This window comes from Mesorhizobium sp. CC13 (assembly GCF_039907765.1).
GTDB lineage: Bacteria > Pseudomonadota > Alphaproteobacteria > Rhizobiales > Rhizobiaceae > Aminobacter.
The window spans coordinates 22,664-48,754 of sequence record NZ_JARDJI010000022.1 but is presented as its reverse complement, the minus strand read 5'-3'; the positions used below and the strand labels follow the sequence as shown (position 1 = coordinate 48,754).

Annotated in this window: 21 protein-coding genes; 3 read left to right on the top strand and 18 right to left on the bottom strand. The window is 66.2% G+C overall.

Translation table 11 applies throughout. The annotated features are described in order from the left end of the window. Window positions 1-14: 14 nt before the first annotated feature. The 3 genes from xylB to PV773_RS22050 all read right to left on the bottom strand — a co-directional run bounded on the left by xylB (window position 15) and on the right by PV773_RS22050 (window position 3,639). The gene (gene xylB, locus PV773_RS22060) at window positions 15-1,466 is read right to left on the bottom strand and encodes a xylulokinase (RefSeq protein ID WP_347968425.1); all 1,452 of its coding nucleotides are present in this window, start codon (window positions 1,464-1,466) and stop codon (window positions 15-17) included. A gap of 216 nt (window positions 1,467-1,682) precedes the next feature. Further along, window positions 1,683-3,002: a tetratricopeptide repeat protein gene (locus PV773_RS22055; RefSeq protein ID WP_347968462.1), complete on the bottom strand. Its 1,320-nt coding sequence runs from the start codon at window positions 3,000-3,002 to the stop codon at window positions 1,683-1,685. A 13-nt stretch (window positions 3,003-3,015) separates the two neighbouring features. Beyond that, entirely contained in the window at window positions 3,016-3,639 is a 624-nt protein-coding gene (locus PV773_RS22050; RefSeq protein WP_347968424.1) for a LysE family translocator, read from the bottom strand. Between the two features lie 258 nt (window positions 3,640-3,897). On the opposite strand from PV773_RS22050, the gene PV773_RS22045 reads away from it, so the two are divergent. From PV773_RS22045 to PV773_RS22035, 3 genes are all read left to right on the top strand, one after another. Next, complete coding sequence (locus tag PV773_RS22045) at window positions 3,898-4,569, top strand: L,D-transpeptidase (protein WP_347968461.1); 672 nt, start codon at window positions 3,898-3,900, stop codon at window positions 4,567-4,569. A 155-nt stretch (window positions 4,570-4,724) separates the two neighbouring features. Next, window positions 4,725-5,891 carry a diphosphate--fructose-6-phosphate 1-phosphotransferase gene (locus PV773_RS22040; protein ID WP_347968423.1) on the top strand — a complete coding sequence of 389 codons (1,167 nt, stop codon included), beginning with the start codon at window positions 4,725-4,727 and terminating at the stop codon, window positions 5,889-5,891. A gap of 50 nt (window positions 5,892-5,941) precedes the next feature. Further along, window positions 5,942-6,631 (top strand): MBL fold metallo-hydrolase, encoded by a 690-nt coding sequence (locus tag PV773_RS22035; RefSeq protein ID WP_347968460.1) that lies wholly within the window; start codon window positions 5,942-5,944, stop codon window positions 6,629-6,631. Window positions 6,632-6,888: 257 nt separating this feature from the next. Here PV773_RS22035 and PV773_RS22030 read toward each other — a convergent pair whose 3' ends face one another. The 15 genes from PV773_RS22030 to puuE all read right to left on the bottom strand — a co-directional run bounded on the left by PV773_RS22030 (window position 6,889) and on the right by puuE (window position 26,067). Further along, window positions 6,889-8,337 carry an aldehyde dehydrogenase family protein gene (locus PV773_RS22030; RefSeq protein ID WP_347968422.1) on the bottom strand — a complete coding sequence of 483 codons (1,449 nt, stop codon included), beginning with the start codon at window positions 8,335-8,337 and terminating at the stop codon, window positions 6,889-6,891. 157 nt (window positions 8,338-8,494) lie between these two features. Next, a complete protein-coding gene (locus PV773_RS22025; RefSeq protein WP_347968421.1) occupies window positions 8,495-9,988 on the bottom strand; it encodes an HlyD family type I secretion periplasmic adaptor subunit in 1,494 nt (497 codons plus the stop codon). Between the two features lie 5 nt (window positions 9,989-9,993). Beyond that, window positions 9,994-11,736 (bottom strand): type I secretion system permease/ATPase, encoded by a 1,743-nt coding sequence (locus PV773_RS22020; RefSeq protein ID WP_347968420.1) that lies wholly within the window; start codon window positions 11,734-11,736, stop codon window positions 9,994-9,996. 71 nt (window positions 11,737-11,807) lie between these two features. Then, window positions 11,808-15,449, bottom strand: a complete 3,642-nt coding sequence (locus PV773_RS22015) for a DUF5801 repeats-in-toxin domain-containing protein (protein WP_347968419.1) — start codon at window positions 15,447-15,449, stop codon at window positions 11,808-11,810. 575 nt (window positions 15,450-16,024) lie between these two features. Continuing rightward, window positions 16,025-16,735 (bottom strand): XRE family transcriptional regulator, encoded by a 711-nt coding sequence (locus tag PV773_RS22010; protein WP_347968459.1) that lies wholly within the window; start codon window positions 16,733-16,735, stop codon window positions 16,025-16,027. Between the two features lie 69 nt (window positions 16,736-16,804). Beyond that, on the bottom strand, window positions 16,805-17,410 hold the full coding sequence (locus PV773_RS22005; RefSeq protein WP_347968418.1) for a HupE/UreJ family protein: 606 nt from the start codon (window positions 17,408-17,410) through the stop codon (window positions 16,805-16,807). A gap of 49 nt (window positions 17,411-17,459) precedes the next feature. Beyond that, the gene (locus PV773_RS22000) at window positions 17,460-18,338 is read right to left on the bottom strand and encodes an urease accessory protein UreD (protein ID WP_347968417.1); all 879 of its coding nucleotides are present in this window, start codon (window positions 18,336-18,338) and stop codon (window positions 17,460-17,462) included. Further along, entirely contained in the window at window positions 18,335-18,982 is a 648-nt protein-coding gene (ureG, locus tag PV773_RS21995) for an urease accessory protein UreG (protein ID WP_347968416.1), read from the bottom strand. The genes PV773_RS22000 and ureG overlap by 4 nt, the downstream gene beginning before the upstream one ends. A 3-nt stretch (window positions 18,983-18,985) precedes the next feature. Next, complete coding sequence (gene ureC, locus PV773_RS21990; protein WP_347968415.1) at window positions 18,986-20,698, bottom strand: urease subunit alpha; 1,713 nt, start codon at window positions 20,696-20,698, stop codon at window positions 18,986-18,988. A gap of 14 nt (window positions 20,699-20,712) precedes the next feature. After that, window positions 20,713-21,408 (bottom strand): urease subunit beta, encoded by a 696-nt coding sequence (locus PV773_RS21985; protein WP_347968414.1) that lies wholly within the window; start codon window positions 21,406-21,408, stop codon window positions 20,713-20,715. A 19-nt stretch (window positions 21,409-21,427) separates the two neighbouring features. After that, window positions 21,428-22,114: an urease accessory UreF family protein gene (locus PV773_RS21980; protein WP_347968413.1), complete on the bottom strand. Its 687-nt coding sequence runs from the start codon at window positions 22,112-22,114 to the stop codon at window positions 21,428-21,430. Beyond that, window positions 22,111-22,563, bottom strand: coding sequence for an urease accessory protein UreE (ureE, locus tag PV773_RS21975; protein ID WP_347968412.1), 453 nt, complete (start codon window positions 22,561-22,563; stop codon window positions 22,111-22,113). Before ureE ends, PV773_RS21980 begins: the two co-directional genes overlap by 4 nt. A gap of 60 nt (window positions 22,564-22,623) precedes the next feature. Further along, complete coding sequence (locus tag PV773_RS21970; protein WP_347968458.1) at window positions 22,624-23,796, bottom strand: ArgE/DapE family deacylase; 1,173 nt, start codon at window positions 23,794-23,796, stop codon at window positions 22,624-22,626. Between the two features lie 92 nt (window positions 23,797-23,888). Then, the gene (locus PV773_RS21965; protein WP_347968411.1) at window positions 23,889-25,136 is read right to left on the bottom strand and encodes an allantoate amidohydrolase; all 1,248 of its coding nucleotides are present in this window, start codon (window positions 25,134-25,136) and stop codon (window positions 23,889-23,891) included. A 25-nt stretch (window positions 25,137-25,161) separates the two neighbouring features. Then, on the bottom strand, window positions 25,162-26,067 hold the full coding sequence (puuE, locus tag PV773_RS21960) for an allantoinase PuuE (protein WP_347968410.1): 906 nt from the start codon (window positions 26,065-26,067) through the stop codon (window positions 25,162-25,164). Window positions 26,068-26,091 lie beyond the last annotated feature (24 nt).

Genomic DNA, 26,091 nt, shown 5'->3' with positions numbered 1-26,091 from the left:
GAAGGAGTGCGACCTCACATCGCCCCCCGGATCGCCGGATAGAGCTTGCGGTAGCGCTGGTAGGCTTCGTCATAGGCGCCTGCCATCGCTGCCGCCGGCTCGATGGTTTCGGCTGTCGCCGGCGGCGTGCAGACCTGATGCGGGTCGGCGCCTTCGGCGGCGATGAGGCCGAGGCGCGCGGCACCGAAGGCGGCGCCGAAATCGCCATCGGCGGGAATGTCGACCGGCAGGCCGAGCGCCGTGGCGATCGACTTTAGCCAGTAGCGCGAGCGCGAACCGCCGCCGATCGCCGTCACGCGCGTCAGCGTGGTCCCGGCCTTGGCCAGCGCCTCCAGGCTGTCGCGGAAGGCGAAGGCCACGCCCTCGAGCACCGCCTGCGTCATCGCCGCCCGGTCGATCTCATGCACGAGGCCGGTGAACGAGCCGCGGATCGCCGCGTCGTTGTGCGGCGTGCGTTCGCCCGAAAGATAGGGCAGGAAGGTGACGCCCGACGGCGCGCGCAATTCGCCGCCCAGCTCGCGGGTCAGTTCGGCAGCATCCTTGCCGGTGATGTTGCACAGCCAATTGAGCGAGTCCGTCGCCGACAGGATGACGCCCATCTGGTGCCAAGCATTGGGCAGCGCATGACAGAAGGTATGCACGGCGCTTTCCGGATTGGGCAGATAGGCGCCGTTGGCGGCAAACAGCACGCCCGACGTGCCCAGCGACACGAAGGCCGCGCCCGGCTTGACCGTGCCCATGCCGCAGGCGGAAGCGGCGTTGTCGCCGGCGCCGCCGGCAATGACCACGCCCTGCCCCATGCCCCACTTCGCCGCCAGTTCGCCGCGCAAGGTGCCTGCCCGGTCGGTGCCTTCGACCAGCGACGGCATGTGCTCGGCGCCGAGACCGGTGGCGGCCAGAAGCTCGGGCAACCAGCGCCGAGCCGCGACGTCCAGCCACGAAGTTCCGGCGGAGTCGGACATCTCCGAAATGTATTCGCCCGACAGCCAGAGCCGCAGATAGTCCTTGGGCAGCAGCACCTTGGCCACCTTGGCGAAGATTTCGGGCTCGTTGGCCTTCACCCAGGCGAGCTTGGGCGCGGTGAAGCCCGGGAAGACGATGTTGCCGGTGATCTTGCGAAAGCGCGGATCGGCGTCGAGCGCGGCCGCCTCGGCAAAGCTGCGTGTGTCGTTCCACAGGATGCAGGGACGCAGCACCTTGCCGGAGGCATCGAGCAGCGTCGCGCCATGCATCTGGCCCGACAGGCCGATGCCGCGCACGGCGGCGATCTCCTTGGGATGCGCCGCCTTGAGTTCGGCGACCGCCTCTTCCGTGGCGGCGATCCAGTCGGCCGGGTCCTGCTCGGACCAGCCGTGATGCGGCCGCGACACGTCGAGCGAACCGTGGCCGGAGCCGATGATCTTCTGGTCGGCGTCCATCAAAAGCGCCTTCACGCCTGACGTGCCGAGATCGAGCCCGAGATACATGCCATTCCTCCCGAATGAGCGACGCGGACGCTCGTCGCGTCCATCCTCTCACGTCATTGGCCGGCCTCATCGCCAACAGGCTGAAACGGCCGGGCCACCTGCCCGTTCCTCCGACGGACGATGCTTATTAGCAAACATTCCCGGGCCGGGTCGACATTTATTTCGGAACTCGCAAAAAATAAATCGAGCGCCTCGGCGACGGGCCTTCGGTCTCAGTCAGCCATGCGCGAGAAGTGCAGCTCGCTGGACGAACAGGCCCGATAGCGGGCTTGCCGGCCGCGCATGGTTGCGTGCGGTGGCCAGCTTCACGGCCAGCGCGTCATTGCCGTCGCGCAGGGCGGCCTCGATCAGCGTCAGCTCGATGACGTCGCGCTGGGCGTGGCTGCCGCCGAAGCGGTGGGCGATGGCACGCACGGGTTCGAGCAGGCTGACGGTCTCGCCATAGCGCCCTTCCCCGAAGGCCTTCACCGCAAGCGTCACCGGGTGGCCGACGTCACGGGTGAAGGCGGCGTTGTCGTCGTCGCGGGCAATCGCCTCGCGCTGGGTGTCGAGCATCGCCTTGGACGGCGCTTCGAGCCCGGCGCCGACGAAAGCCATCATCGCATGCGCATCGTTGAAGGCGTAGTTGCCGGCTGCGGCCTTCGGCGCCCAGTTGGCCGCGAGATCCGCCCAGCGTGCGCCGACATCGACGCCACCCAGATGCAGCCGCCACAGGATCGCCGAGGCATCGACCATGTTGAGCGCCAGCTTCGACTGCGCGCCGTAGATCGGCCCGTCATAGAGGGCGAGCACCTCGTCGGTCTCGCCGAGATCGTAGTGGAACAGCGCCAGGTGCCACCAGTTGTGCACCTGGAGAAAGCTCTCCTTCGTCCAGGCCTCGGCGTTGCCGCGCATCCAGGCGATGCCGTCGCCCTGGCGGCTCTGCATCTCCATCACATGCGCCACCGCATGCTGGGCCCAGCCGTCGCGCGGCTCCAGCGCCACTGCCTCCCGGCCCAGCGCCTCGGCGCGCGCATAGTCGCCCATCTCCTCGAAGCCGAAGGCCTGCATGCCGAGGATGGCGTGATAGCCCGGCATGCCCCTGCCCCATGCCGGCATCGCACGTGCGATGCGGTCGCGCAGCATCAAGGCGTTGCCGGTGAAGAAGTCGATCTGGTGCCCGGCCTGCAGCGCCAGCGCATCGGTGGGATGCTCCGCCGTCAGCTCCGCCAGGATATGCCCGGCTTCGTGCCAGTGACCGCCGGCGAGACGCCCGAGGGCGGCGACATGCGCCTTCTCGCGCGCCGTTGCGGCAAGACCGGCCGCCGTATGGTGGCAATCCCGCGCCACGACCATCGCCTCGCGCTCGGTCGACAGACCGTAGAGCCAACCCTTCAGCACATGCGCCATGACGAAGTCGGGCGCCGCCGCGATCGCCTTGTCGGCGGAGCCGACCGGATCGCCGACGAAGCGCTGCAGTTCGCTCACGCCTCGCTCGTAATACGCGGCGGCCGCCTCGTCGGCGCCGCTCAGCGCAAGACCGAGCCTGTCCTTCACCACGACGGGCTCCTCAGTGCCCGGAGCGTGCCGCCGCCGCCGCGATGCCGGCGCCGACCAGCAGCGTGCCGCCGGTACGGTTGAAAATGCGGATGGCGCGCGGGTTCGACACCACCTTGCGGGCCCGCGCGGCCACCAGCGCGTAGCCGAAGGCGTTGGCGAAGGCGAGCGTCAGGAAGGTCAGCTCGAAGATCGCCATCTGCGTCCAGAAATCGGCGCTGCGGTCCAGGAACTGCGGCAGGAAGGCGACGAAGAAGGTTATGCTCTTGGGGTTCAGCGCCGTCACGATCCAGGCATGCGCCATCATCTTGGCGGCTGACGCTGCATCCGTGCGCGGCTTGGCGTCGAGCGCACCACCGGCGCGGAACAGCTTGATGCCGAGATAGATCAGGTAGGCCGCGCCGATCCACTTCACGATGGTGAAGATCGTGGCGGACGCCGCAAGCAGTGCGCCGATGCCGAGCATCGACAGCGTCATTGCGGTGAAGTCGCCGAGCGCCACGCCCACCGCCATCGGCAGCGCCGTGCGCCAGCCCTGGCCGAGCGCATAGGAAACGACCAGGAGGATCGTCGGCCCGGGGATCACGAGCAGCACGGCGGATGCGGCGGCAAAGGCGGCCCAGCTTTCGAACGACATGGCGGTCTCCCTGTTGAGCGGCGATCAAGCTCCGCCGCGGCACCGTTGTAAAGCCCTTAACGGGAAGCACGCCGCATTCACCCTTTCTCAACCATGAATGCCGAAAATGCGGTCTATCCGGCCGGAGTTTTCTCGGGGCCAGGCCACCCGCGTAACCAGTGGAATTGTGCCGTGTCGAAATCGCCTGCTTCGCCGGTCTCCGGCCCGAACGACCACAACGCCCCGAAATCCGCCTCGCGCCGCAGCGTCCTTCTCGGCATCGGCGCTGCCGGCCTGCTCGCCGGCTGCAGCCGCACGCTCGACATGGAGATGCTGCAGGTGCCGGAGATGGGGCTCGACACCACGCCCACCGGATCGATCCGGCCCAGCATCAGCGTCGACAAGCAGGTCACCAGCCCCGAGCTGATGTACGCTTCCTTCACCGACGAAGGCTACCAGCTGCCGGAGATCCCCTTCGCCAAGGTCGACCCCAAGTTCCGCCGCCAGATCGTCGTCGATCCGACCGGCGAAGCGCCCGGCACCATCGTCGTGCGGCTGCAGGAGAGGTATCTCTATCTCGTCCAGCCGGGCGGCGACGCCATCCGCTACGGCGTCGGCATCGGCCGCGACGGCTTCCGCTGGTCCGGCCGCGCCAACATCCAGTACGGCAAGAAATGGCCGACATGGACGCCGCCGCCGGAGATGATCGCCCGCAAGCCGGAACTGGAGAAATGGCGCGGCGGCCAGCCCGGCGGCCTCGACAACCCGCTCGGGGCGCGTGCGCTCTACATTTTCCAGGACGGCCGCGACACCGGCTACCGCGTGCATGGCTCGCCCGAGTGGTGGACCATCGGCCAGGCCATGTCGTCGGGCTGCGTGCGCATGATCAACCAGGACGTCATCGACCTCTTCAGCCGCGTCCACGGCAAGAGCCCGATCGTCGTCGGCTAGCGCCTTTCGCAGCCAGACCAAGTCGTCTGGCGCGTCCCGTTCCGACGAACTGCGCCCCACGCCGGCGGTCGTCCGCAGGCCGCTCCATCTCCCCCATTGCGTCGCTTGCCGATAAGGGCGAAAGTTTGCCGATATCATTGGGGAGGATGCCCACCATGCCTTCGACATTCGTGATCGCGCAGGGCGGCGGACCGACCGCCGTCATCAATCAGACCATGGCCGGCGCGGTGCTCGAAATCCGCCGCCGCCATCCCAAGGCCCGCATCCTGGGCTCGCGCCACGGCGTCCGCGGCATCCGCGACGGCGACTATGTCGACCTGACCGACATCGCCGAAGAGCAGCTCCTGCGCATCGCCGCCACCCCGGGCGCAGCCCTGGGCAGTACCCGCGACAAGCCCGACGCTGCCTATTGCAAGGTCATCCTCGAAGGGCTGAAGAAAGCCGATGCCCAGGCCTTCATCTATATCGGCGGCAACGACACCGCCGGCACCCAGCAGATCCTCACCGACGCAGCCCAGGGCAGCATGGCGTTCGTGCACGCGCCCAAGACGATCGACAACGACCTCGAGGAAAACGACCACGTTCCGGGCTTCATCTCGGCCGCCGAGTTCGTCGCCGGCGCCTTCCTGTCGGTCGATCTCGATTTCCGGGCGCTGCCCGGCATCTATGTCGGCATCGTCATGGGCCGCCACGCCGGCTTCCTGACGGCCGCGGCCGCGGCCTGGCGCGACGACGACAGCGACGGCCCGCACCTCGTCTATGTTCCCGAACGGGCCTTCTCGGTGCCCCGCTTCATCGACGACGTGAAGGCGACGCTCGCCCGCCACCGCCGCTGCGTGGTGGCGGTGTCCGAAGGCGTCACCACCGAGGACGGCCGTGCTCTGGTCGAGAGTATCGTTCCCGCCGACAAGCTCGAGCGCGATGCCCACGGCAACATCAAGCTTTCCGGCAGCGATCTGCCCCGTGCCTTCGAACAGGCCCTGGCCGAGGGCCTGCCCGGCAAGCGCGCCCGTGTCGATGCGCTCGGCTACATGCCGCGCGGCTATGTCGGCGCGGTCAACGCGGTCGATGCGCAGGAGGCCTTCGACGCCGGCGTCTTCGCCATCGATGCGGCAGACAAGGGCGGCGGCTCGGTCGCGCTCAAATACGAGGGCGGCAAGACCATGCTGAGGCTCGTGCCGCTCGCCAATGTCGCCGGCAAGACCCGCCACATGCCCGACGATTTCATGCTGCCCGACGCCAACCACCTGTCGGAGAAGGGGATGGACTATCTCCGCCGGCTCGTGCCCGGGCGTTTCAAGATCGGCAGGCCGTTCGTGTGAGGCGACAGCCGGGCTGGTTTTCGAAGCGCATCGTCGACGACAGGACGAGGATGCTGACCGAGCCCTTCGTCACCGACTATTGCCGCGCCAACATCTGGCTGGTGCGCGGCCGCGACCTCGACATGCTGGTCGACACCGGCATGGGCATCTGCCCGTTGGCACCCGAGATCGCGACGACGCATCGCGACGCAAGTTCCTTCGGCAAGCCGCTGCTCGCGGTCGCGACCCATGTCCATCTCGACCACGTCGGCTCGCTGCACGAATTTGCCTGGCGCGCCGGCCCGCGCGTCGAGGCCGAGTTCTTCGAGACCATGCCGGACGAAGCGACCTACGCCCACATGTTCCGCGACCTGCCGAGCGCCGTTTCCGAGCTGCCCTACCCCGGCTGGCGCTCCGCCGACTACGCCATCGAGCCCGCGCCGCTTCACTGCCTGCTCGATGAGGGTGACATCATCGACCTCGGCGACCGCGCCTTCCGCGTGCTGCACCTGCCCGGCCATTCGCCCGGCTCCATCGGCCTGTTCGACGAGCGCGACGGCACGCTGTTTTCCGGCGACGCCATCCATGGCGGCCTGCTGGTTGACGACATGCCGGATTCCGACCGCCCCGCCTACTGCGCCACCATGCGGCGCCTCATCGAGCTTCCGGTTCACGTCGTCCACGGCGGCCACGCCGACAGTATCGACGGCGCGCGGATGCGGCAGATTGCAGAGGATTATGTAAGCCGGAACGAGGGGTAGGCGTCGGGGTCAGGTGCGCCCGACGCCGCGTGCGCCTTCTACTTGGCCAAAGGCCCCCTCCCCGTCACGGCTTCGCCGTGCCATCCCTCCCACTCCGTGAGGCGAGGAAACGCCAATCGTCCAGGCCCCAGCCCGGTCGAATGATCAAGTGCGGCCTTGCAGAGCCGGGGTTCCTCGCCCCCACGCAGTGGGGGAGAGGTGGCACGGCGAAGCCGTGACGGAGAGGGGGCCCCTTCTGCGAGACACCAGTTCTACTCTCAGCCCTGCCCTTCCTCGAACCCGCTGATCGCCTTCACTTCGAGAAAATCCTCGAGCCCCCACTTGCCGCCCTCGCGGCCGAGGCCCGACTGCTTGTAGCCGCCGAACGGGCTGCCATAGGGACGGTCGGTGCCGTTGATCTGCACCATGCCGGCGCGCAGCTTGCGGGCGACGCGCTGGGCGCGGACCTTGTCGGCCGACTGCACATAGGCGGACAGGCCGTAGGGCGTGTCGTTGGCGATGGCGATCGCCTCCTCCTCGGTCTCGAACGGGATCATCGCCAGCACCGGCCCGAAAATCTCCTCGCGGGCGATGCGCATGTCGTTGTTGACGTCGGCGAACACGGTCGGCCGCACGAAATAGCCGCGGTTGAACCCCTCTGGGCGCCCGAGCCCGCCGGCCACCAGCCGCGCGCCTTCCTTGATGCCGGCGTCGATCATGCCCTGCACCTTGTCGAACTGCACGTCCGACGACAGCGGGCCGATATGGTCGCCGTCCTCGGCCGGCTGCCCGACCGTGACGGTCGCCGCATATTTCGCCGCGATGTCGACCGCCTTGTCGTAGACCGGACGCTGCACAAGCATGCGCGTCGGCGCGTTGCAGGACTGGCCGGTGTTCTCGAACACATGGGCCAGGCCGCGTGTGACGGCATCCTCGAGCTCGACGTCGGCGAAGACGATGTTGGGCGACTTGCCGCCGAGTTCGAGCGCCACGCGCTTGACCGTCTCGGCTGCAGCCCGTGTGACCGCCGTGCCGGCGCGAGTCGAGCCGGTGAACGACATCATGTCGATGCCGGGATGCCGCGACATCGCCTCGCCCACCGTGGGGCCGTCGCCGTTGACCATGTTGAACACGCCTGCGGGGAAGCCTGCTTCCTCCATCATCTCGGCGAAGACGATCGACGACATCGGCGCGATCTCGGACGGCTTGAGCACCACTGTGCAGCCGGCGGCCAGCGCCGGCACCACCTTCAGCGTCACCTGGTTCATCGGCCAGTTCCACGGGGTGATCAGCCCGCACACGCCGATCGGCTCGCGCACGATGCGCTCCTGCGGGTTCTTCTCGTTCAGCGGTTCCTCGAACTCGAATTCGCCGAGCACCTCGATGAAGCTCTCGATGTGGCCGGCGCCGCAGGCCGCCTGCGATTCCAGCGCCAGCTTCATCGGCGCGCCCATCTCCGCCGAAATGGCCTCGGCCATGTCGCGCATGCGCCGCCTGTAGGCTGCGAGCAGCTTTTCGAGATAGCCGATGCGTTCGGCGCGGCTGGTGGCGCTCCATGCCGGAAACGCCCGCTGCGCGGCTTTCACCGCCTTGTCGACGTCGGCCGGTGATCCGAGCGAGATCACGGCAAAGGGCTGTTCGTCGGCAGGATTGATGACCGCGAGTTCCCGGGCGACGGCCGGCGCCACCCATTTGCCGTCGATGAAGAATTCCGTCTTGCGCAGCATGGCAGGCTCCCTGTTACGATAAAGGTCTTAGACCGGCGCGCATCGCGGCCATGTCCTGAATCCGACCGCATTTTTAGGCCGGCAGCCGCGCTGCGGGAAGGCTTGGTTCAGCGCTTGGCTCCCTCTGGACCGACAGCCGGCATCCGAAGCGTGGCGCTCAGTTTTCGCGAAAACTCCTGGCGAAGGATTCGAGCAGCGGGCCGAGGAAATAGGCCAGCACGGTCTGCTCGCCCGTCAGGATCATCACCTCGGCGGGCATGCCCGGGCTCAGCCGCACTCCCGCAATATGCGCAAGCTCCGCCCGGTCGACCTCGACCTTGGCCAGGAAATAGGGCTCGCCGGAGCGCTCGTCGATCAGCCTGTCCGCCGAGATGGTCCGCAGCACACCATGGATCTGGGGCATGTTGCGTTGCCTGTAGGCGGTCAGCAGGATGCGGCTCCTCATGCCCGGCCGGACCGTGTCGATGTCGATCGGCTTGACCCTTGCGTCGATGATGAGCTTGTTCTCCGCCGGCACGATATCGAGCAGAGGCGCGCCCGCGCCGATCACGCCGGTCTCGGTCGTCACCCGGACATTCATCACCGTCCCGGCAATCGGCGCCTCGATCACGGTCCGGCTCAGGACGTCGGTCCGCGACGGCAACTGGCTGCGCAGCTCGGCCAGGCCGGCGCGCACCTTCGTCAGTTCCTCGTTCACCCGTTCCTTGTTCTCCTGGCGCAGCGTCAGGAGCTGCATCTCAGCCTCGCCGATCTCCTGCTTGTCGCGCGCGATCGCGGCCCGGTTCGCAGCCTGCCCGGCCCGTAGCCCGGCCTGCTCGCGCTGCAGCGCCAGCAGCCGCGGCAGGCGCTCGAGGCCCTTGCCATAGAGCTCCTCGACCGACTTGATCTCCCTGCCGATCAGCATCAGTTGCGTGTCCTGGGCCGCTATGATCTCGCGCAGGCCGGTGATCTCCTCCTCCAGCTGCTTGACCCGCTGCCCGAGGATCCGGTCCCTCCCCTCCCGGGTGGCGCGGCGGCTGAGCAAGAGGTCGCGCTGGCCCAGCATCGTCGGATGGGACTCGGAAACTCCGAATGCCTTCAGCTCCTGGGGAAACGCGATGTCCTTCGCGTCGGTCTGCTCGGCGACGAGCCGCGCCTCGGTCGTCAGCAGGTGGACGAAGCGTTCGCGCAGTTCGTCGCGGCCGGCGCGGGCCTGCGTATCCTCGAGCGTGATCAGCTTCTGGCCTTTGGCCACCCGTTCGCCTTCCCGGACATGGATGGTCCGGATGATCCCGCCTTCGAGATGCTGGATGGTCTTGCGGCTGCCGTCCGGGCTGACGACGGCGGGCGCAATGGCGGCGCTCGCCAGCGGAGCGGTCGACGCCCAGGCGCCGAAGCCCGCCACCAGCAGCAGGAACGCCGCATAGCCCAGCCTGCGGGGCCAGCGCGTCACCTGCGCCAGGCTCGGGTCGGCGGCTTTCGGCGAGGGGCCGGCAAGCGCCAGCCAGAGCAGCATCATGACGCAGCCCACAAGGACGATCAGCGTCACATAGAGGGCGATCCGCGCCACCTCCTCGGGATTGGCCCAGCCCGCCGCGGTAAAGACCTCCTCGTACCATGCTTCCACGAGGGCCGCGTACTGCTGCAGTCGCGCGACGATCTCATCCCACATGGCCGCTACTCCGCCGCCGTCGGGCCGCGGGTCGGCCGGCTCAACGTGCCGCTGGTCGAGACGACGCTGATGTGGCGGCGGCCGCCGCCGAGCATCTTGAGAACCTCGTCGCGGTTGCTGAACATCGCGACGCTGCCTTCCTTCAGGATCAGGATCTTGTCGGCCAGTTGCAGCGGCATCGCCTGGTGGGAGACGATCAGGATCGTCCGACCCTGCTGCTTCAGCAGGTTGAGCGCCCGGAGCAGCGCCTGGTCGCCCTCGCTGTCCAGGTTCGAATTCGGCTCGTCGAGAATGATCAGCGGCGGATCGCCGAACAGCGCGCGCGCAAGCCCGATGCGCTGCCGCTGACCCAGAGAGATCCGGGTGCCGTGCAGGCCGACGACGGTCTGGTAGCCGTCAGGCAGGTGAAGGATCATCTCGTGAATGCCGGCAAGCTTCGCCGCCGCGATGACCGGCGCGCTCTCGACCTCTTGCAGGCGGGCGATGTTTTCGGCCACGGTGCCCGGGAACAGTTCCACCTGCTGCGGCAGGTAGCCGAGATATCGGCCCCTGTCCTCCGCGTCCCACGCCGAGATTTCGGCGCCGTCGAGCCGCACGTGACCGTGGGAGGGCTTCCAGGCCCCGACGAGCAGTCGGCAGAGGCTCGACTTGCCGGCCCCGGACGGCCCGACGACCGCGCAGGTCTGGCCGGGCTCAAGCGTAAACGAGACGTTGTCGATGATACGGTCTCCCGATCCCGGCGCGCGGTATTGCAGCTCCTGCGCTTCGAGCCGGCCTAGCGGGCGCGGCGGCTGGACTGGATTTGGCACCGTGTCGCCGGCGCCGAGCAGCCGGCTCAGGTTCCGGTGCGCGGTCCGCGCCGAAACGAAGCTGCGCCAGCCACCGATGGAGCGCTCGATCGGGGCGAGCGCTCGGCTGAGGATGATCGACCCGGCGATCATGCCGCCGGCCGTCAATTGTCCCCTCAGCACGAAATAGGCCCCGAACCCGAGGATCAGCACCTGCAGGGCAAGGCGCAGGGCGCGTGTGCTGCTGACGATGGCGACGGTCGTCTCGGCGAGGCGCTGACCTTCGGCCTGGGCGTCGCGGCGCTGCGCCTGCCAGCGCGCCAGGACCATGCCGGTCATGCCCAGCGGGGCGATGGTTTCGGCGCTCTCGACATAACGGAGCGCCTCCGCCTGGTTGTGGCGCATGATCAGGCTGGCGCGCTGCTGGCGCCCGCGCGTGAGGAAGTCGTTGGCGAGCGCGGCGACGAACAGCACGACCGCACCGCCCGTCGCCAGCATGCCGAGCCCGGGATGCAGCAGCCAGACGATCGTCAGGAACACCGGCGTCCAGGGTGCGTCGAGAAACGCCAGGATGCCGTCGCCGCCGATGAAGGCGCGCAGGTCGGCCACGTCCTTGAGGCCCGCATCCGCGCTGGGCGCGCCGGCAAGCCGCGCGTCCATCGAGCGGCGGATCACGGGACCGCACAGCTCGTTCTCGAGCCAGGCGCCGATGCGGCCGAGGATGAGACGGCGAGCCTGCTCGAACAGGCCGTAGACGGCGATGGCCGCGAGCGCCATCGCCGTGAGCAGCATCAGCGTGTCCATCGAGCCGCTCGCCAGCACCCGGTCGTAGACCTGCAGCATGTAGAGGGCACCGACCAGCAGGAGCAGGTTGGACAGCAGGCTGAACACGACGAGAGCCGGCGCCTGCCGCCTGACCGCGGCCATGATCGCGGCGAAGGAACGCTCACTGCGCGGCATGGCAGCATCCCCCGCGCCGCGACAGGTCGAAGTGGCGGCCGTGCGCCGCAAGGCGCACGGCCGCTTTCCGTCTAGGCGATGACGCCGTCGACGTGGTTGTCGTCAAAGATTCCTGTCCCATCGATCCCTATCGCGAAGCTGTCGCTGGCGGTATCCCCGTCGGCATCGGCGATCTGCACGGTGAAGTCGAGCGCCTCGTCCGGCGCCGGCTGCGTCTGCGAAATGCCGATGCGTCCGATGTCGAACTTGCCTTCGAGGCCGGTGACCTTGAGCCGCTCGTGCGAGTCGGCGTCGTACTCGATGAAATAGTCGTCCTCGAGCCCTCGCACCTCGACCTCGCCGCTGGCCAGGAAGTCGACGGTGATGCCGTTGACGGGCGTCGAAACGTCGCCGGTGGCCGTGAGCAGCAGCGTACCGCTGTCGTCGAAGATCCTGACCTCCGAGATCGCGGCGATGGGATCATTGGTGTAGCCGTTGATGAACCCGTCGCCGCTTGGCTCGGCGGCGCTGCCGTCGCCCTTGGTGTTGTAGGCGGTCAGCCGCATTCCGGCCGGATCGTTGCCCTGGGTCTGCGAGATGGCAACCTCCCCGCCGGTGATCGTCTTCACGTCGCCGAACAGGATGTTGGTCTCGAGATCGGCCTCGCCCTGGCTGAGGTTAGGTACCGTGAAGTTCGCGTTCGGGTTGCTCAGGAAGGTGAACATCATGGTCTCGTTCGGGTCGATCATCTGGTTGAACACCCCGAGCGTGGTGGGTCCGCCGCCTTGCGAGATGTGCAGCTTGACCACCTCGGTTTCAGGCGTCGCCACGATGCCGCTTCCGTCGGACTGGACCATCGTGAACAGGTGGTTGCCCGACGGCGTTCCGTCAAAGGTGAAGGTGACCTCCGCCGGCGGCGGATCCTCGAGCACCTCGAAGGTGTAGTTTCCGCCCGCCACCGTCAGCTTGAAGAACGACGTGTCGCCGGCATTGAGCGTGCCGCTGTTGTCCGCGTCGTCATAGTAGGTGACGACAGTGCCGTTGCCCGAGATGTCCCTGAGCAACGTCAACTCCGCGGAGGTGCCGTCGAAGATGGTCAGCGTCGCAGGCGAGCTGGTGACGCTGTAAGTCGCCGGCCCGTCGGCGCCGACCAGGCCGTTGAGCGGATTGGTGACCGAATCCCCGTCGGCGAAATCGACCAGCCCATCCGAGATCGGCCCGATCAGCGGCGTGTCGTCGTCGACATTGATGCCGAGCGTGCCGTTGGCGGTGTCGCCGTCGGCATCGGTCACCTGGTAGGCGATCGTGAAGGCCTGGTTGTTCTCGTCCAGGCCGGTCGCATGCAGGATCGGATTGTTCTGCGTCACGGTATAGGCGCCGGTCACTGCGTTGAGCGTCACCGTCAGCACAGTCGTCGTGCCCTGCTTGACCAAAAGGTCGCTGCCCGACAGCTGGTAGGTGAAGCCGGACGGCGCCCCGGTGGTCAGGAAGGCGATCGATCCGGCTCCGTCGGCGCCGTAGCTATGGCCCAGCGTGCCGGAGGTGTTCGACGCATCCGCGTCGTCGCCCGTGCCGCCGGCATTGCCGCCCGTCAGCGCGTCGTCGTCGAGCAGTGCGGTCAGGTTCGCGCTCGTGGTCGGCGTGTCGTCGTCGACATTGACACCGAGGGTGCCGTCGGCGGTGTCGCCATCCGCGTCGGTCACCCGGTAGGTGATCGTGAAGGTCTGGTTGTTCTCGTCCAGCCCGGTGGCATGCAGGATCGGGTTGTTCTGCGTCACCGTATAGGCGCCGGTGGTCGTGTTGAGCGTCACCGTCAGCACCGTCGTCGAACCCTGTTTGACCAGGAGGTCGTTGCCCGACAGCTGGTAGGTGAAGCCAGACGGCGCCCCGGTGGTCAGGAAGGCGATCGAGCCCGCGCCGTCGGCGCCGTAGCTGTGTCCCAGCGTGCCGGAAGTGTTGGACGCATTGGTGTCGTCGCCCGTGCCGCCGGCATTGCCGCCCGTCAGCGCGTCGTCGTCGAGCAGCGCGGTCAGGTTCGCGCTCGTCGTCGGCGTGTCGTCGTCGACATTGACCCCTAGCGTGCCGTCGGCGGTATCGCCGTCCGCGTCGGTCACACGGTAGGTGATGGTGAAGCTCTGGTTGTTCTCGTCCAGGCCGGTCGTGTGAAGGATCGGATTGTTCTGCGTCACGGTATAGGCGCCGGTGGTCGTGTTGAGCGTCACCGTCAGCACCGTCGTCGTGCCCTGCTTGACCAAAAGGTCGTTGCCCGACAGCTGGTAGGTGAAGCCAGACGGCGCCCCGGTCGTCAGGAAGGCGATCGAACCGGCCCCGTCGGTGCCGAAGTCGTGCCCCAGCGTGCCGGAGGTATTGGCCGAGTTCGTGTCGTCGCCCGTGCCGCCGGCATTGCCGCCCGTCAACGCATCGTCGTCGAGCAGAGCCGTCGCATTAGCGCTCACGCCGGGCCCGTCGTCCTCGATCACGATCTGCTGGCCGACAGCGGCCGAGGCCGAGCCGGGCGTCTCCACGCCGATCCCGCCGACGTCGAACTTGCCGGCAAGGCCGGTGATCTTGAGCCGCTGGTGGGTGCCGGCGTCGTATTCGACCGTGTAGTTCTCCTCGAGGCCGAGCACGTCGACCGTGCCGTCGGCGCGGAAGTCCACGGTAATGCCGTTGACCGGGGTGGTGACGTCGGTGGTGGTGCTGAGCAGCAATGTGCCGGAGCCGTCTTTCACCCGGATCGCCGTGATCGTCGAGATGCCGTCATCGGCGTAGCCGGCGATGAAGTTGTTGCCGGTCGATTCGGTGGTGCCGGTCGCGATGCTGGCGGTGAGCCGCATGCCGGCCGGGTCGTTGCCCTGGGTCTGCGAGATCGTCACCGAACCGCCGGAGATCGTCTGCAGGCCGCCGAACAGGATGTTGGTCTCGAGATCCGCTTCGCCCTGGCTGAGGTTCGGCACCGTGAAGTTGGCGTTCGGGTTGGTGAGGAAGGTGACGACCAGCGTCTCGTTCGGATCGATCATCTGGTTGAACAATCCCAGCGTGGTCGGCCCGCCGCCTTGCGAGATGTGCAGCTTGACCACTTCGGTCTCGGGCGTCGCGACCAGGCCGGTCGTGCCGGACTGGACCATGGTGAAGAGATGGTCGCCGGAAGGCGTGCCGCCGAAGCTGAAGGCGAGCTTCTCGCTCGCTGCGAGCCTGAGGGTGTTGCCGAGATCGACGGCGTCGTCGGGATCGGTGGCGGTGCCGTGGAAGATCGGGGTATAGGTGACGATGTGGAACGTCACCTGGGCGCTGGTGGCGCCGACGTTGATGATCTCCTGCTTGAAGATGACGAAGGCGATCGCATCGGCACTGCCGTTGCCGTCGCTGTCGTACTTGCCGATCACGGTGTCGTTGCCGTCGGCGAACAGCAGGATGTCCTTGCCGTCGACGGTGTTGAGCCCGCTGTCGTCGCCGTCGAGGGCGCCGCCGGCACTGTCGGTGAACTTGACGCCGGTGATCTGGGCGCCGGCGGTGGCGTTGACGGTGACCGAATTCGCCTTGGTCGCAACCCCGACGCTCGTCGGGAAGGTGGACGTCAGCCCGAGGGTGGTTTCGAGATAGGTGCGGAACGCAGCCGGCAGCGAGGAATACGCCACGTCGGTATCGGTGAAGCCGTCGCCGCTGTCGCCGGTTTGCAACCCTGTCGTCTGGTCGTTTACGGCCTCGTCGTTGAGAATGAAGCTGATCGTCATGTCGTCCTCCGTGCTCGCGCGCGGCCTGCCCCGATGGGCACGCGCGTTCACGCGACGCCCCGGCCGGTGCTGTTCTGGCTGTCAAGCAATTCAGGCAGGACACGAGGCATGGGGGCCGAAACTACGCCGCCATACCTCCTGACGCTCTTCTGGTGGACATTTTCCCAACAGCGCATACGCCGCTGTGTCGACACGGGACGCAACGACGCACACACGCCTCCCATTCGCCCGGCAGCCCAAGCCTGCCGTACAGGGCGGAAATATTAGGATCATGTCATATTGAGCGCAATTCAGCCTTTTGATTGAGTACGGCATCAAGAAAAGGCCCGCTCATCCGGCAAGATGCCAGCCGAGATGACGAAGGTAGAATTGGTGGGCCGCAGGGCGCGAAGCATCATCCAGCGTATGGGGGGTGGGAGGTCGCCCCTCGGGGGCCACCTCGGCACCCGCTCGCGAACGCCGTCTCCGGCTTCCGTTGCCGTTGGCAAAGCCGCTGCGCCCGCAATGCGCCGGCCCACTCTCGCAACAGCTCCAGCGCCTGTCGGAGGTCGCATCCAAAGAACAACCCCGACAAGTCACCTCTCCGCTGCTTCTTGGCGATAAGAGATGACGGACAGGAAGCGAGCCGGGAGTTTCGTGAGTTGATCTGGCCCATGCGGTGAATCGGCATCGAAGAACAGGCTGTCACCGGGCGCCAGACGGTACAGCGTCGAGCCGTGCCGGTAAGTGATCTCACCTTCCAGCATATAGAGGAACTCCATGCCAGGGTGCTGGAACAGCGGAAAGGTATCGCTCTCTCTGGTCAGGGTAATGAGATAAGGTTCGATGCCCAAGGTACTGGCGTCCGGCCTGATGTAGCCGAGAAGGTTGTAGTGGTGACCGGCGCGGGTGCCGCGCCTTTCGACCGCGACTCCGTCGCCCGCTTTGACGAAGGCGGCGTCTTGTTCGTGTTCGAAGCGTCGCAGCAATGTGGTGAGGGGCACGCCAAGCGCCTGCGATAGAGCCTGCAGCGTGGCCAGCGACGCCGAGATGACCCCGTTCTCGATTTTCGACATCATGCTGATCGAGATGTTGGCGGCACCGGCGAGTTCGGTCGCGGTCATGCCATGACGCCTGCGGCAGGCACGTACCTCCCTGCCGATTGCAAGCTGCAGCCGGTTCTCGCCTGGCCCGCTCAATGCATGCGGGTCCTGGTGCAGAGAAGCCGACGCAGCTTTCAAGCTGGCAACAGCCCCGGCCCTTGCGCGCAAATCCTTGGGCCGGGCCCGAACTACCGTAGTTGACATATTCACCGTGGACCTCGCGCAGTTGGCCATGCGGACGTTGCTCGACTGGCGCAGACGGCTCGACCGGTCTCAGACGAGGCCGGTCACGAGGCCGAGGCCGGCGACCGCTGCCAGCGCGCCGAGCGAACGTGCGAGGCGGGCTCCCCTCGCCGCGCCCTTGCCGTCAAGCAGGAATCCGGCGCCGAGACCCGCTGCATGCAGCGTTGCGGTCGCCAGCAAGAAGCCCGCGCCATAAGCCAGGCCGCCAGCAGTTTCGGGCATCTCGCCGCCGTGGGCATAGCCATGAAAGACCGCAATAAATCCAACCATCGCCATGGCCGCAGCCACCCCCGCCCGGAAGCTGAAGGCAACAACGCCGCCAAGGACGACGACGGACAGGCCGATGCCCAGCTCGACGAAGGGGAGGGCGATGCCGGCAAAGCCAAGTGCAGCGCCCAGCACCATCACGGAGACGAAGCTGGCTGGAACGAGCAGCCGAGCCCTTCCGCCGAGCTGGCAGGCAAAGAGCCCGACCATGACCATGGCAAGGACGTGATCGAGACCGCCGAGCGGATGAGTGAAGCCATGGGTAAAGCCATCGACATGGCCGAGGCCGGTATGGGCCATGGCGAGGCTCGGCACCAGTGCAAAGAAGCCGGCCAAAGCCGCGAACCGGGCGAGATATCTGATGCTCATGATCTGCTTCCTTTCAACGATGTGGCATGTTGCGGACGGGACGATGGCTTCATTTGCGCCGCGGGGCAGGCTGGTGGCCAAAGGCCGCTTGAACGGCGAGTGCAAACAGGCATTCGGCCACGGCGAGCGCGGCAGTGGCGTCGGCCGAAAGGCAGCGCACGCCCCAGCCAGAACCATCGGCAAGGGCGCTTACGCCCAAGATCGCCGCCGCCGGTTGCTTCACGGCTTCCAGCGTCCTTGCGTCCGGCAGCCGGCTTGCATCGCCCAGGAACATGAAGCTGGAAACCACATGCCAGCCGCCTATCGGCGAGGCAGGTCCGGCGAGATCGGACCCAGTCACCTCGAGGCTGTCGCGCACGACGAGCCGGCCCTTGGCATCGCATATGACAATATCGGAGCGAAGCCGGTCGAAGGGGCGGCCGATGCCTTGTGGATCGTGACAGTCGAAGGCGTCGGACAGAAACAACACCGCTCCGGACGCCAGCCGCGCCTGCAGGATGTTTGAGCAGGAGGCGCCCGGAAACAGCACCAGCGGGTCTGGTGCAAGGGCCAGGAACGCTCCTTCGTCGAGGACGATCTCGTTCGCCTGGCGCGCCGGTTGACCATGGCAGTCATGGACCACGGTGGCTGCCTGGGTGGTTACATGAGCTGCCGTCCCCGCCCCGAGTTCGTAGCGGCTCTCGAGCCTGTCATCGCGATAAAGCCCGCCCGACGACGACTGCTGATAGACGGTCAGCAGCGACGGGATGGCCGCATCGAGTGTGAACGGCCGGGTCATGTGGAACGGGTAGGAAACGAACTGGCGGCCGATATGGGTGCGCGTGCCATGGCGCGTGAAGGCCAGATCAAAGCGTCCGCCGCGTGTCCCTGCCTTTGGCGGCTGCGGCCAGGCGTCGTGACGGCTTGGCTGCGCCCAGTGGCTCGTCATCGGAACAACACCTCCGCCATGATGCGGTCGGCGATGGCGTCGATCCCCTCCCCCTTGCGGCAGTTGGTCAGCACCATCGGCCGGTCGGCCCGCGCGGCACGTGCCTGGCTGGCCATCTGGTCGAGATCGACGCCTACATAAGGCGCGAGGTCTGTCTTGTTGACGACCAGCAGATCGCACTTGAGCACGCCGGGACCGTTCTTGCGCGGAATGTCGTCGCCGCCGGCGACGTCGATGACGAACATCCACCAGTCGACCAGATCGAGCGAGAAGGTCGAAGCGAGATTGTCGCCACCGCTCTCGATCAGGATCAGCTCGACATCCGGAAATAGCGCCTCGAGATCGTCGGCTGCGGCGATGTTGAGGGTGGGATCCTCGCGGATCACGGTATGCGGGCAGGCTCCCGCCTCGACGGCGGCGACGCGTGCCGGATCGATCAGGCCGGAGCGGCGGATGCGCTCGGCATCCTCGGCGGTGACAAGGTCGTTGGTGACGATCGCTATCGACACTGCCCGTTTGGCAAAGGCCGGGATCAGGCGCTCTAGCAGGGCTGTTTTGCCCGACCCCACGGGGCCACCGATGCCGATGCGGGCAGCACCGACGCGGGACAGCGGGACGGCGCCGGATGAAGGTCGCGCATCCATGGCTCACCTCAACATGTAGCGCTGGGCGAGCGGCAGCTCATGCGCCGGCTCGCAGGTTGCCAGTTCGCCATCGACGAAGACGTCGAAGGTCTGCGGGTCGACGCGAATGTCGGGACAGGCGTCGTTGTGCAGCATGTCCTTCTTGCTGAGGGCGCGATTGCCGTGTGACGGCAGCAGCGCCTTCTTGAGGTCGAGGCGCTCGGCAAGGCCGCGTTCGATGGCAGCAGGATTGACGAAGCAGGCCGACAGTGCCTGCCTGGCGCGGCCGAAGGCGCCCCATTGTGGCCGCAGCAAAAGCGGTTCGCAGGTCATCAGCGATGCTGCGCTGTCGCCCATGGCGCCCCAGGCGATGAAGCCGCTCTTGATGACGAGTTCCGGCTTGATGCCGAAGAAGGCCGGCCGCCAGATGACGATGTCGGCCAGCTTGCCGTGCTCGAGCGAGCCGACATGGTCGGCGATGCCGAAGGTGCGCGCCGCATTGATGGTGTATTTGGCGATGTAGCGCTTGATGCGCTCGTTGTCGCCGAAACGGGTCGCCTCCCCGGGAAGGCGGCCGCGCTGCTTCTTCATCTTGTCGGCGAGCTGCCAGGTTCGGCAGATCACCTCGTTGATGCGGCCCATGCCCTGGCTGTCGGAGCCGAGCATCGAGATCGCGCCGATGTCGTGCAGGATGTCCTCGGCGGCAATCGTCTGGGCGCGGATGCGGCTTTCGGCGAAGGCGACGTCCTCGGGAATGGCCGGGTTGAGGTGGTGGCACACCATCGTCATGTCGAGGTGTTCGTCGAAGGTGTTGATCGTGTAGGGATTGGTCGGATTGGTCGAGGACGGCAGGCACCAGGGAACGCCGGCAACGCGGATGATGTCGGGCGCATGCCCGCCGCCGGCGCCCTCGGTATGATACATGTGGATGGTGCGGCCGTTGATGGCCGCGAGCGTGTCCTCGAGGAAGCCGGATTCGTTCAGCGTGTCTGTGTGGATCTGGACCGGGAAATCGAGCTGATCGGCCACCGTCAGGCAGGTGTCGATCGAGGTCGGCATGGTGCCCCAGTCCTCATGCAGCTTGAGCCCGAGGCAGCCGGTCTCGATCTGCTCGACGAGGGACGCAGGCCTGTGCGAGTTGCCGCGGCCGAGGAAGCCGAAATTGATTGGCCACTGTTCGGCAGCCTGCAGCATCTTGCCGACGTTGAAGGGACCGCCGCAGTCGATGCCGACGGTGATCGGCCCGAGCGAGCCGCCGAGCATGGTGGTGATGCCCGAGGCGATTGCATGTTCGCAGAGCTGCGCGCTGTCGAAATGCACATGCACGTCGAGCGCGCCGGCCGTGGCGATCAGCCCCTCGCAGTCGCGTACCGTCGTTGCCGCCGAGACGATCAGGCGCGGGTCGACGCCGTCCATGGTAGCGGGGTTGCCGGCCTTGCCGATGCCGACGATCCTGCCGTCCCGGACGCCGAGATCGCCCTTGACGATGCCGACCACGGCATCGATGACGGTGACATTGCACAAGAGGAAATCGAGCGCGCCTTCGGCACTGGTGACGCCGGCGGCAAGGCCAGCGCCGTCGCGCAATGTCTTGCCACCACCATGCAGGCATTCGTCGCCATAGACGGCGAAATCCTTCTCGACGACCGCGACGAGCGAGGTGTCGCCGAGGCGGAAGCCGTCGCCCGTCGTCGGTCCATACATCGCGGCATAATCGTGTCGTGACAGCGTTGCCATCGTATCGTTCCTCTTCAGGCGCCGCGGAAGCCGCGGGCGCGGGCGTTTTTAAGGGCGGCCGCCTTGGCCGCCGGATCGGTGGCCGAACCGTTCGACAGGCCGTTGAGGCCGGCCAGCCGCTGCTGCCCGCCGAAGGTGGTGAGAGGAACGTCCTTCTCCTGCCCCGGCTCGAAGCGCACGGCCGTGCCGGCGGCGATGTCGAGGCGCATGCCGAAGGCAACTTCACGGTCGAAGTTGAGCGCCTTGTTGACCTCGAAGAAGTGGTAATGCGACCCGATCTGGACCGGCCGGTCGCCCTCGTTGACGACCCTGAGCGTTACCTTGCGGCGACCGGCGTTGAGTTCGATCTCGCCGTCTTCGGTGATGATCGCTCCCGGCTCGAGATCATCGGCGGCCGCCCCGGCCGCTGGTCGCAGCGGCTCGTGTACGGTGACGAGCTTGGTGCCGTCGCGGAAGGTCGCCTCGACCTGCAGCATCGGCAGCATCGCCCCCACGCCCGGCATGACATCGGCCTGGGTCAGGATCTGCGAGCCGATCGACATCATCTCGGCCACCGAACGCCCCTCGCGAGCGCCTTCGAGAATCTCGTCGGTGATGATCGCCACCGCCTCGGGATAGTTGAGCGGCAATCCCTTGGCCCGGCGTTTGCGGGCGAGCTCCGCTGCCGTATAGATGGTGAGGCGCTCGAGCTCGGTTGGGGTCAGCAGCATCTCTTGAACTCCTCCATCCTCAATTGGAAAACAGCCGCTGGCCGGTCGCGACACCGTGCAGGGCCACCGCGATCTCGCAAAGCGGCGTAAACGACCGCAGCGGCTCATCGTCGATGACCGCCCTGCGGGCCGCGGCTTGGATCGCTGGCAGGGTCTGCGCGACCACCTTCTGGGCATCGATGGCGCCGATCACGCCGAGCCGCACGGCAGCCGTCGCCAGCGACGCCACCGTCTGGTAGCCGCCGATCGCGACGGCAGTGGCCTCGTCGAGGTCCAGCGCCTGCCAGACCAGCCCCTGGACGACGGGAAGATGGCCGCAGGCGACCCCCTTGCGGATCATCGCGCGATAGACGGCAGCGCCCCTGGTCGCGATCCGCTCATGCGTCGTCAGAAGCGCCATGCCGTTGCGGCGCGAGCCCGATCGCAGCCCCGCGACGAAGGTCGAGGCTTCGACCTCGCGGTCGAGTTCGGCCAGCGCCTCGAGATCGCCGGCGAGCCGGTGGGCGCGAACCAGGGCGACGCGGTCGGCGCCGGCCCAGCGATGACGGATCTGGGTTGCGACGAAATCCGCGAAATCGAACGGCCCCAGCAGGCCGGCAAACGAGGACGATGCCTCGAGCCCTTGCGAAAAGGCAAAGCCGCCCGAGGGGAACTGTCCGTCGGCATGTTGCAGGGCGACGAGCAGTTGTGCGAGCAGAAGGGTCATTCGGCCTCCTCAGTCATCTCGACGCGGCCAGCCGCAACAAGCGGCTCCAGGCGCGCGGCATAACCCGACGCTGGCCCATCCTGGGCGACAAGCAGATCCTCGCCGTCGAAACGCACCCGCCAGTGCAGGTTGCCGGCGTGGTAGCCGAGCTCCAGCGCGTCGATGGCCGAACGCGGGGTGAAGCGCAGCCAGCGCTGCTCGCCGGCGCGCACGATGACGGCGCGGTGATGGTCGAGCACCAGCACGGCGCCATCATGCAGCTTCTGGTCGCGCGGCAAGGTGATCGCCACCTCCTCGCCCTTGTCGGTGCGCGCCATCAGCCGTCGCCGGTCGAGATCACCGACCGCAATCGACACAAACTCCACCGCATGGTGATGTTCGAGATGATGGATGGCCTCGTGCAGCGCCGGATCGCCTCGGCTGCCAAGCAGGGTATGGACGCGCAACATCGTCTCCATCCTTTCTACAAACGGAGTGCGATTTCGGGTTGGTCCCGGAATGTCGGAACGTCAGGCGCCGCCGGAAAGCAGATCGTAGAGCGCGAGCGCTACAACGTTCGTTGCCAGAACAAGATCATCGATCTTCAGCTTCTCGTCGGCGCGATGGGCATTTGCCTCGAGCATTGTCCGGGGGCCAGCCCCGTAGAGAACGGTTGGGATGCCCGCGTTGCAGTAGTGGCGCGCGTCTGTGTACAACGGCACGCCGTGGGTAGGTACCTCCTCTCCCAGGAGCTCCGACGCATGCCTCTGCAGTGCTCCGGCCAGGCGTTCCTGGCCAGCCAGAGGCTTTAGCGGATCGGCCAGCATCAGCTGCCGAACGCTACACTCAACGCCCGGCATTTCCCTTGCGCTAGTCTCGATGAATGCGATGAGTTCGCGGGCTACGTCCGCCCCGTTTTCTTCCGGGATCATGCGACGGTCCACCCGCATGACGATCTTGTCGGGAACCACGTTGGTGTTGATGCCGCCCGAAATCAGTCCAATCACGAGTGACGGCGTGGTGATACCCTCCACAGACGATCGCTGCTTCGAAAAGCCTGCGCGCAGTGAATAGAGGCGGCTCAGTATGTGGGTAGCAGCCTCCAGCGCGTCGATGCCGGTTTCCGGACGGGCTGCGTGTGCAGATTTTCCGCGGACCTCCACGTCCAGATGCAGACAGCCATTGTGGGCGGTGACCACCCCGTAGGACAGGCCGGCGCAGATTGCGTAGTCCGGGTTCGTCACCCCCTGTTGAAGGAGATAAAGCGGGCCGATGTCGCCGCCCACCTCTTCGTCATATGTAAGGTGTATTTCGACGGTACCTGACAGTTTCTCGCCCAACGCCAACAAGGCAAGTAGCGCGTAAGCGTAGGTAACGAAGTCGGATTTTGAGGTTGCCACCCCTCGCCCGTACATCCATCCGTCCCGGATCTCAGCTCCGTAAGGGTCGACGGTCCAGCCTTCACCGGGAGCCACGACATCGCCGTGCGCGTTGAGCGCAATGGTTGGTCCTGGTCCGAAGGTGTGCCTGACGATCAGATTTGTCGCGCTGATCATCCCAACGCTTTTGACAAGTTCATCCGGTACTTTGTGTCGCTCAACCGAAAATCCGAGCCTTTCGAAGAGTTGTGCGGCCCGATCTGCATGTCGCTGGCAGTCTCCGGGCGGGTTGTCGGAGGCAACCTTCACCAACTCCGCAAGCATGCGAACCTGCTCATCCCGATGTGCGTGCACGAACTCGGTCAGGCGAGTAGCCGAAGTGACGCTCGATTGTTTGACGGTCTGGTTCGGTTCCATCACTGGTTTCCCTGAAAATTCTCGATGAAGCGGAGGAGAGCAGCGGCGCCCACCGCAACGTCTTCAGTGGTGACTGACTCATCAGGCGAGTGGCTGATGCCGTCCTTGCAGCGGACAAAGATCATTCCGATGTCCGTGAGTTCACTCATCGCCATCCCGTCATGACCAGCGCCGCTGGGCAGATGCAGAAGGCGAACGCCGGCTCCCTCGACGGCAGATTCGATCTGGCTGATGAAGCTGGGCGCGCAGGGGCACGACTTGAGGTCGAGTATCTTGTCGATCTCCAGCCGGACGCCACGCCGCGCGGCGATCAGTTCGAACGCAGCGCCAAGTTCGGCGAAGGCAGCATTCCTGTCACAATCGGCTTGCGACCGCAGGTCGACCGTGAGCGAAACGTCCCCGGGGATCACGTTGATGACGCCGGGTTCGGTTTTCAGCGAGCCGACCGTGCCGACGGTATTCGGGAAGGATGAGGCGACACGCTCCACCTCCAGGACGATCTCGCTTGCAGCAAGCAGCGGATCATGGCGCATTCCCATGGGAACCGTGCCGGCATGGTTCGCCGCCCCCTTCAGCTTGATCACGGCTCTTGTCTGGCCGCTGATTGCCGTGACGATACCGACGGGCAGGTTCGCAGCCTGCAGTACGGGTCCCTGCTCGATATGGACTTCGACGTAGCCGATCACTTGGTCGGACAGATGCGCCGCGAGATGGACCTTCGCCGGATCGAGGCCGAACTCCCTCATGGCCGTCGGAAGGCTCACTCCATTGGCGTCCTTGGCAGCAAAAAGGTCCTCGCCGAAACGGCCCGTCACGGCACGGCTCCCGGCAAGGGTCGTCCGAAACCGAACCCCTTCTTCATCGGCGAAGGCAACAACTTCGATGCCAAAGGGAAAACGACGGCCTTGATTGCCGAGCACGGCAACACAATCCAGGGAGGTCAGCACCCCGAGGGGCCCGTCATAGCGGCCGGCATTCACCACGCTGTCCATGTGCGAACCCGTCACCAGATAGGGGCCACCCCCGTTCACGGAGTGATAACGCCCCACGACATTGCCGGCCTCGTCGATGCGGGCGTCCATTCCAGCATCCTGCATCCACCGGACAAGGACCTCGGCCGCAAGGCGATGTTCGGGCGAGAGGTAAAGGCGCGTCACGCCCTCGCCCGGCTCGCTGATGCTGCCCAGTTCGTCGCAACGGCTCATGATGCGCTTGCCGGCATCGGCCTCGCTCAGGTACGTCGACATATCGCGATCTCGATTGCTTCTGGGGTTACCGTTCAGGCGAATGGTGCTTGTGCCAGTGACGGGCAATTTCATCGCGCCGGCAGATCCACACCCCCTCATGCCGCTGGACGTAATCGAGGAAGCGGAGGAACGATGCCCAACGTCCCGGGCGGCCGACGATGCGCAGATGAAGGCCGGTGGACATCATCCGCGGTATCCTGTCGCTCTCGCGGTAAAGGACGTCGAAGGTGTCCTTCAGGTAGGCGAAGTACTGGTCACCCGAGTTAAAGCCGGCCGCCGCGACAAATCGCATATCGTTGGCTTCAAGCGTGTAGGGAATGCGCAAGTGCTGCCTGCCGTTCACGTTCTCCCAATAGGGCAGGTCGTCGGCATAGGTGTCGGAATCGTAGAGGAAGCCTCCTTCCTCGACCACCAGCTTGAGCGTATTGGGGCTGCACCGGCCGGTATACCAGCCTACCGGCCGTTCTCCAGTCAGCCGTGCGATCGTATCGATCGCGAGCTTCATGTGGGCGCGCTCGGTTTCTTCGCCCATCCATTGGTGATCTATCCACCTCCAGCCATGGCTCGCTATCTCATGGCCCAGCGAGTGCATGATCTTGGCGGCCTCCGGATAATGTTCGAGGGCCAACCCGTTTGCGAGCACCGTGGCATTGATGCCGCGCTCCTTGAACTCGTTGAACACCCGCCAGAACGCCACGCGCGTCCCGTATTCGTAGAGCGACTCCATGTTCATGTTTCGCACACCGAGCAGCTGAGGCGCGCCGATGAGGTCGGAAATGAAATTTTCCGAATGAGCATCACCATGGAGAACGCAGTTCTCCGAGCCTTCCTCGAAAGCCACGATGATCTGCAGCGCAAGCTTGGCGCCATTCGGCCAGTTTGCCATCGGAGGACGATCGCCGTAGCCGACCATGTCGCGGGGATATGCCATTGTTCGATCCTTTCTTCGTTGCCG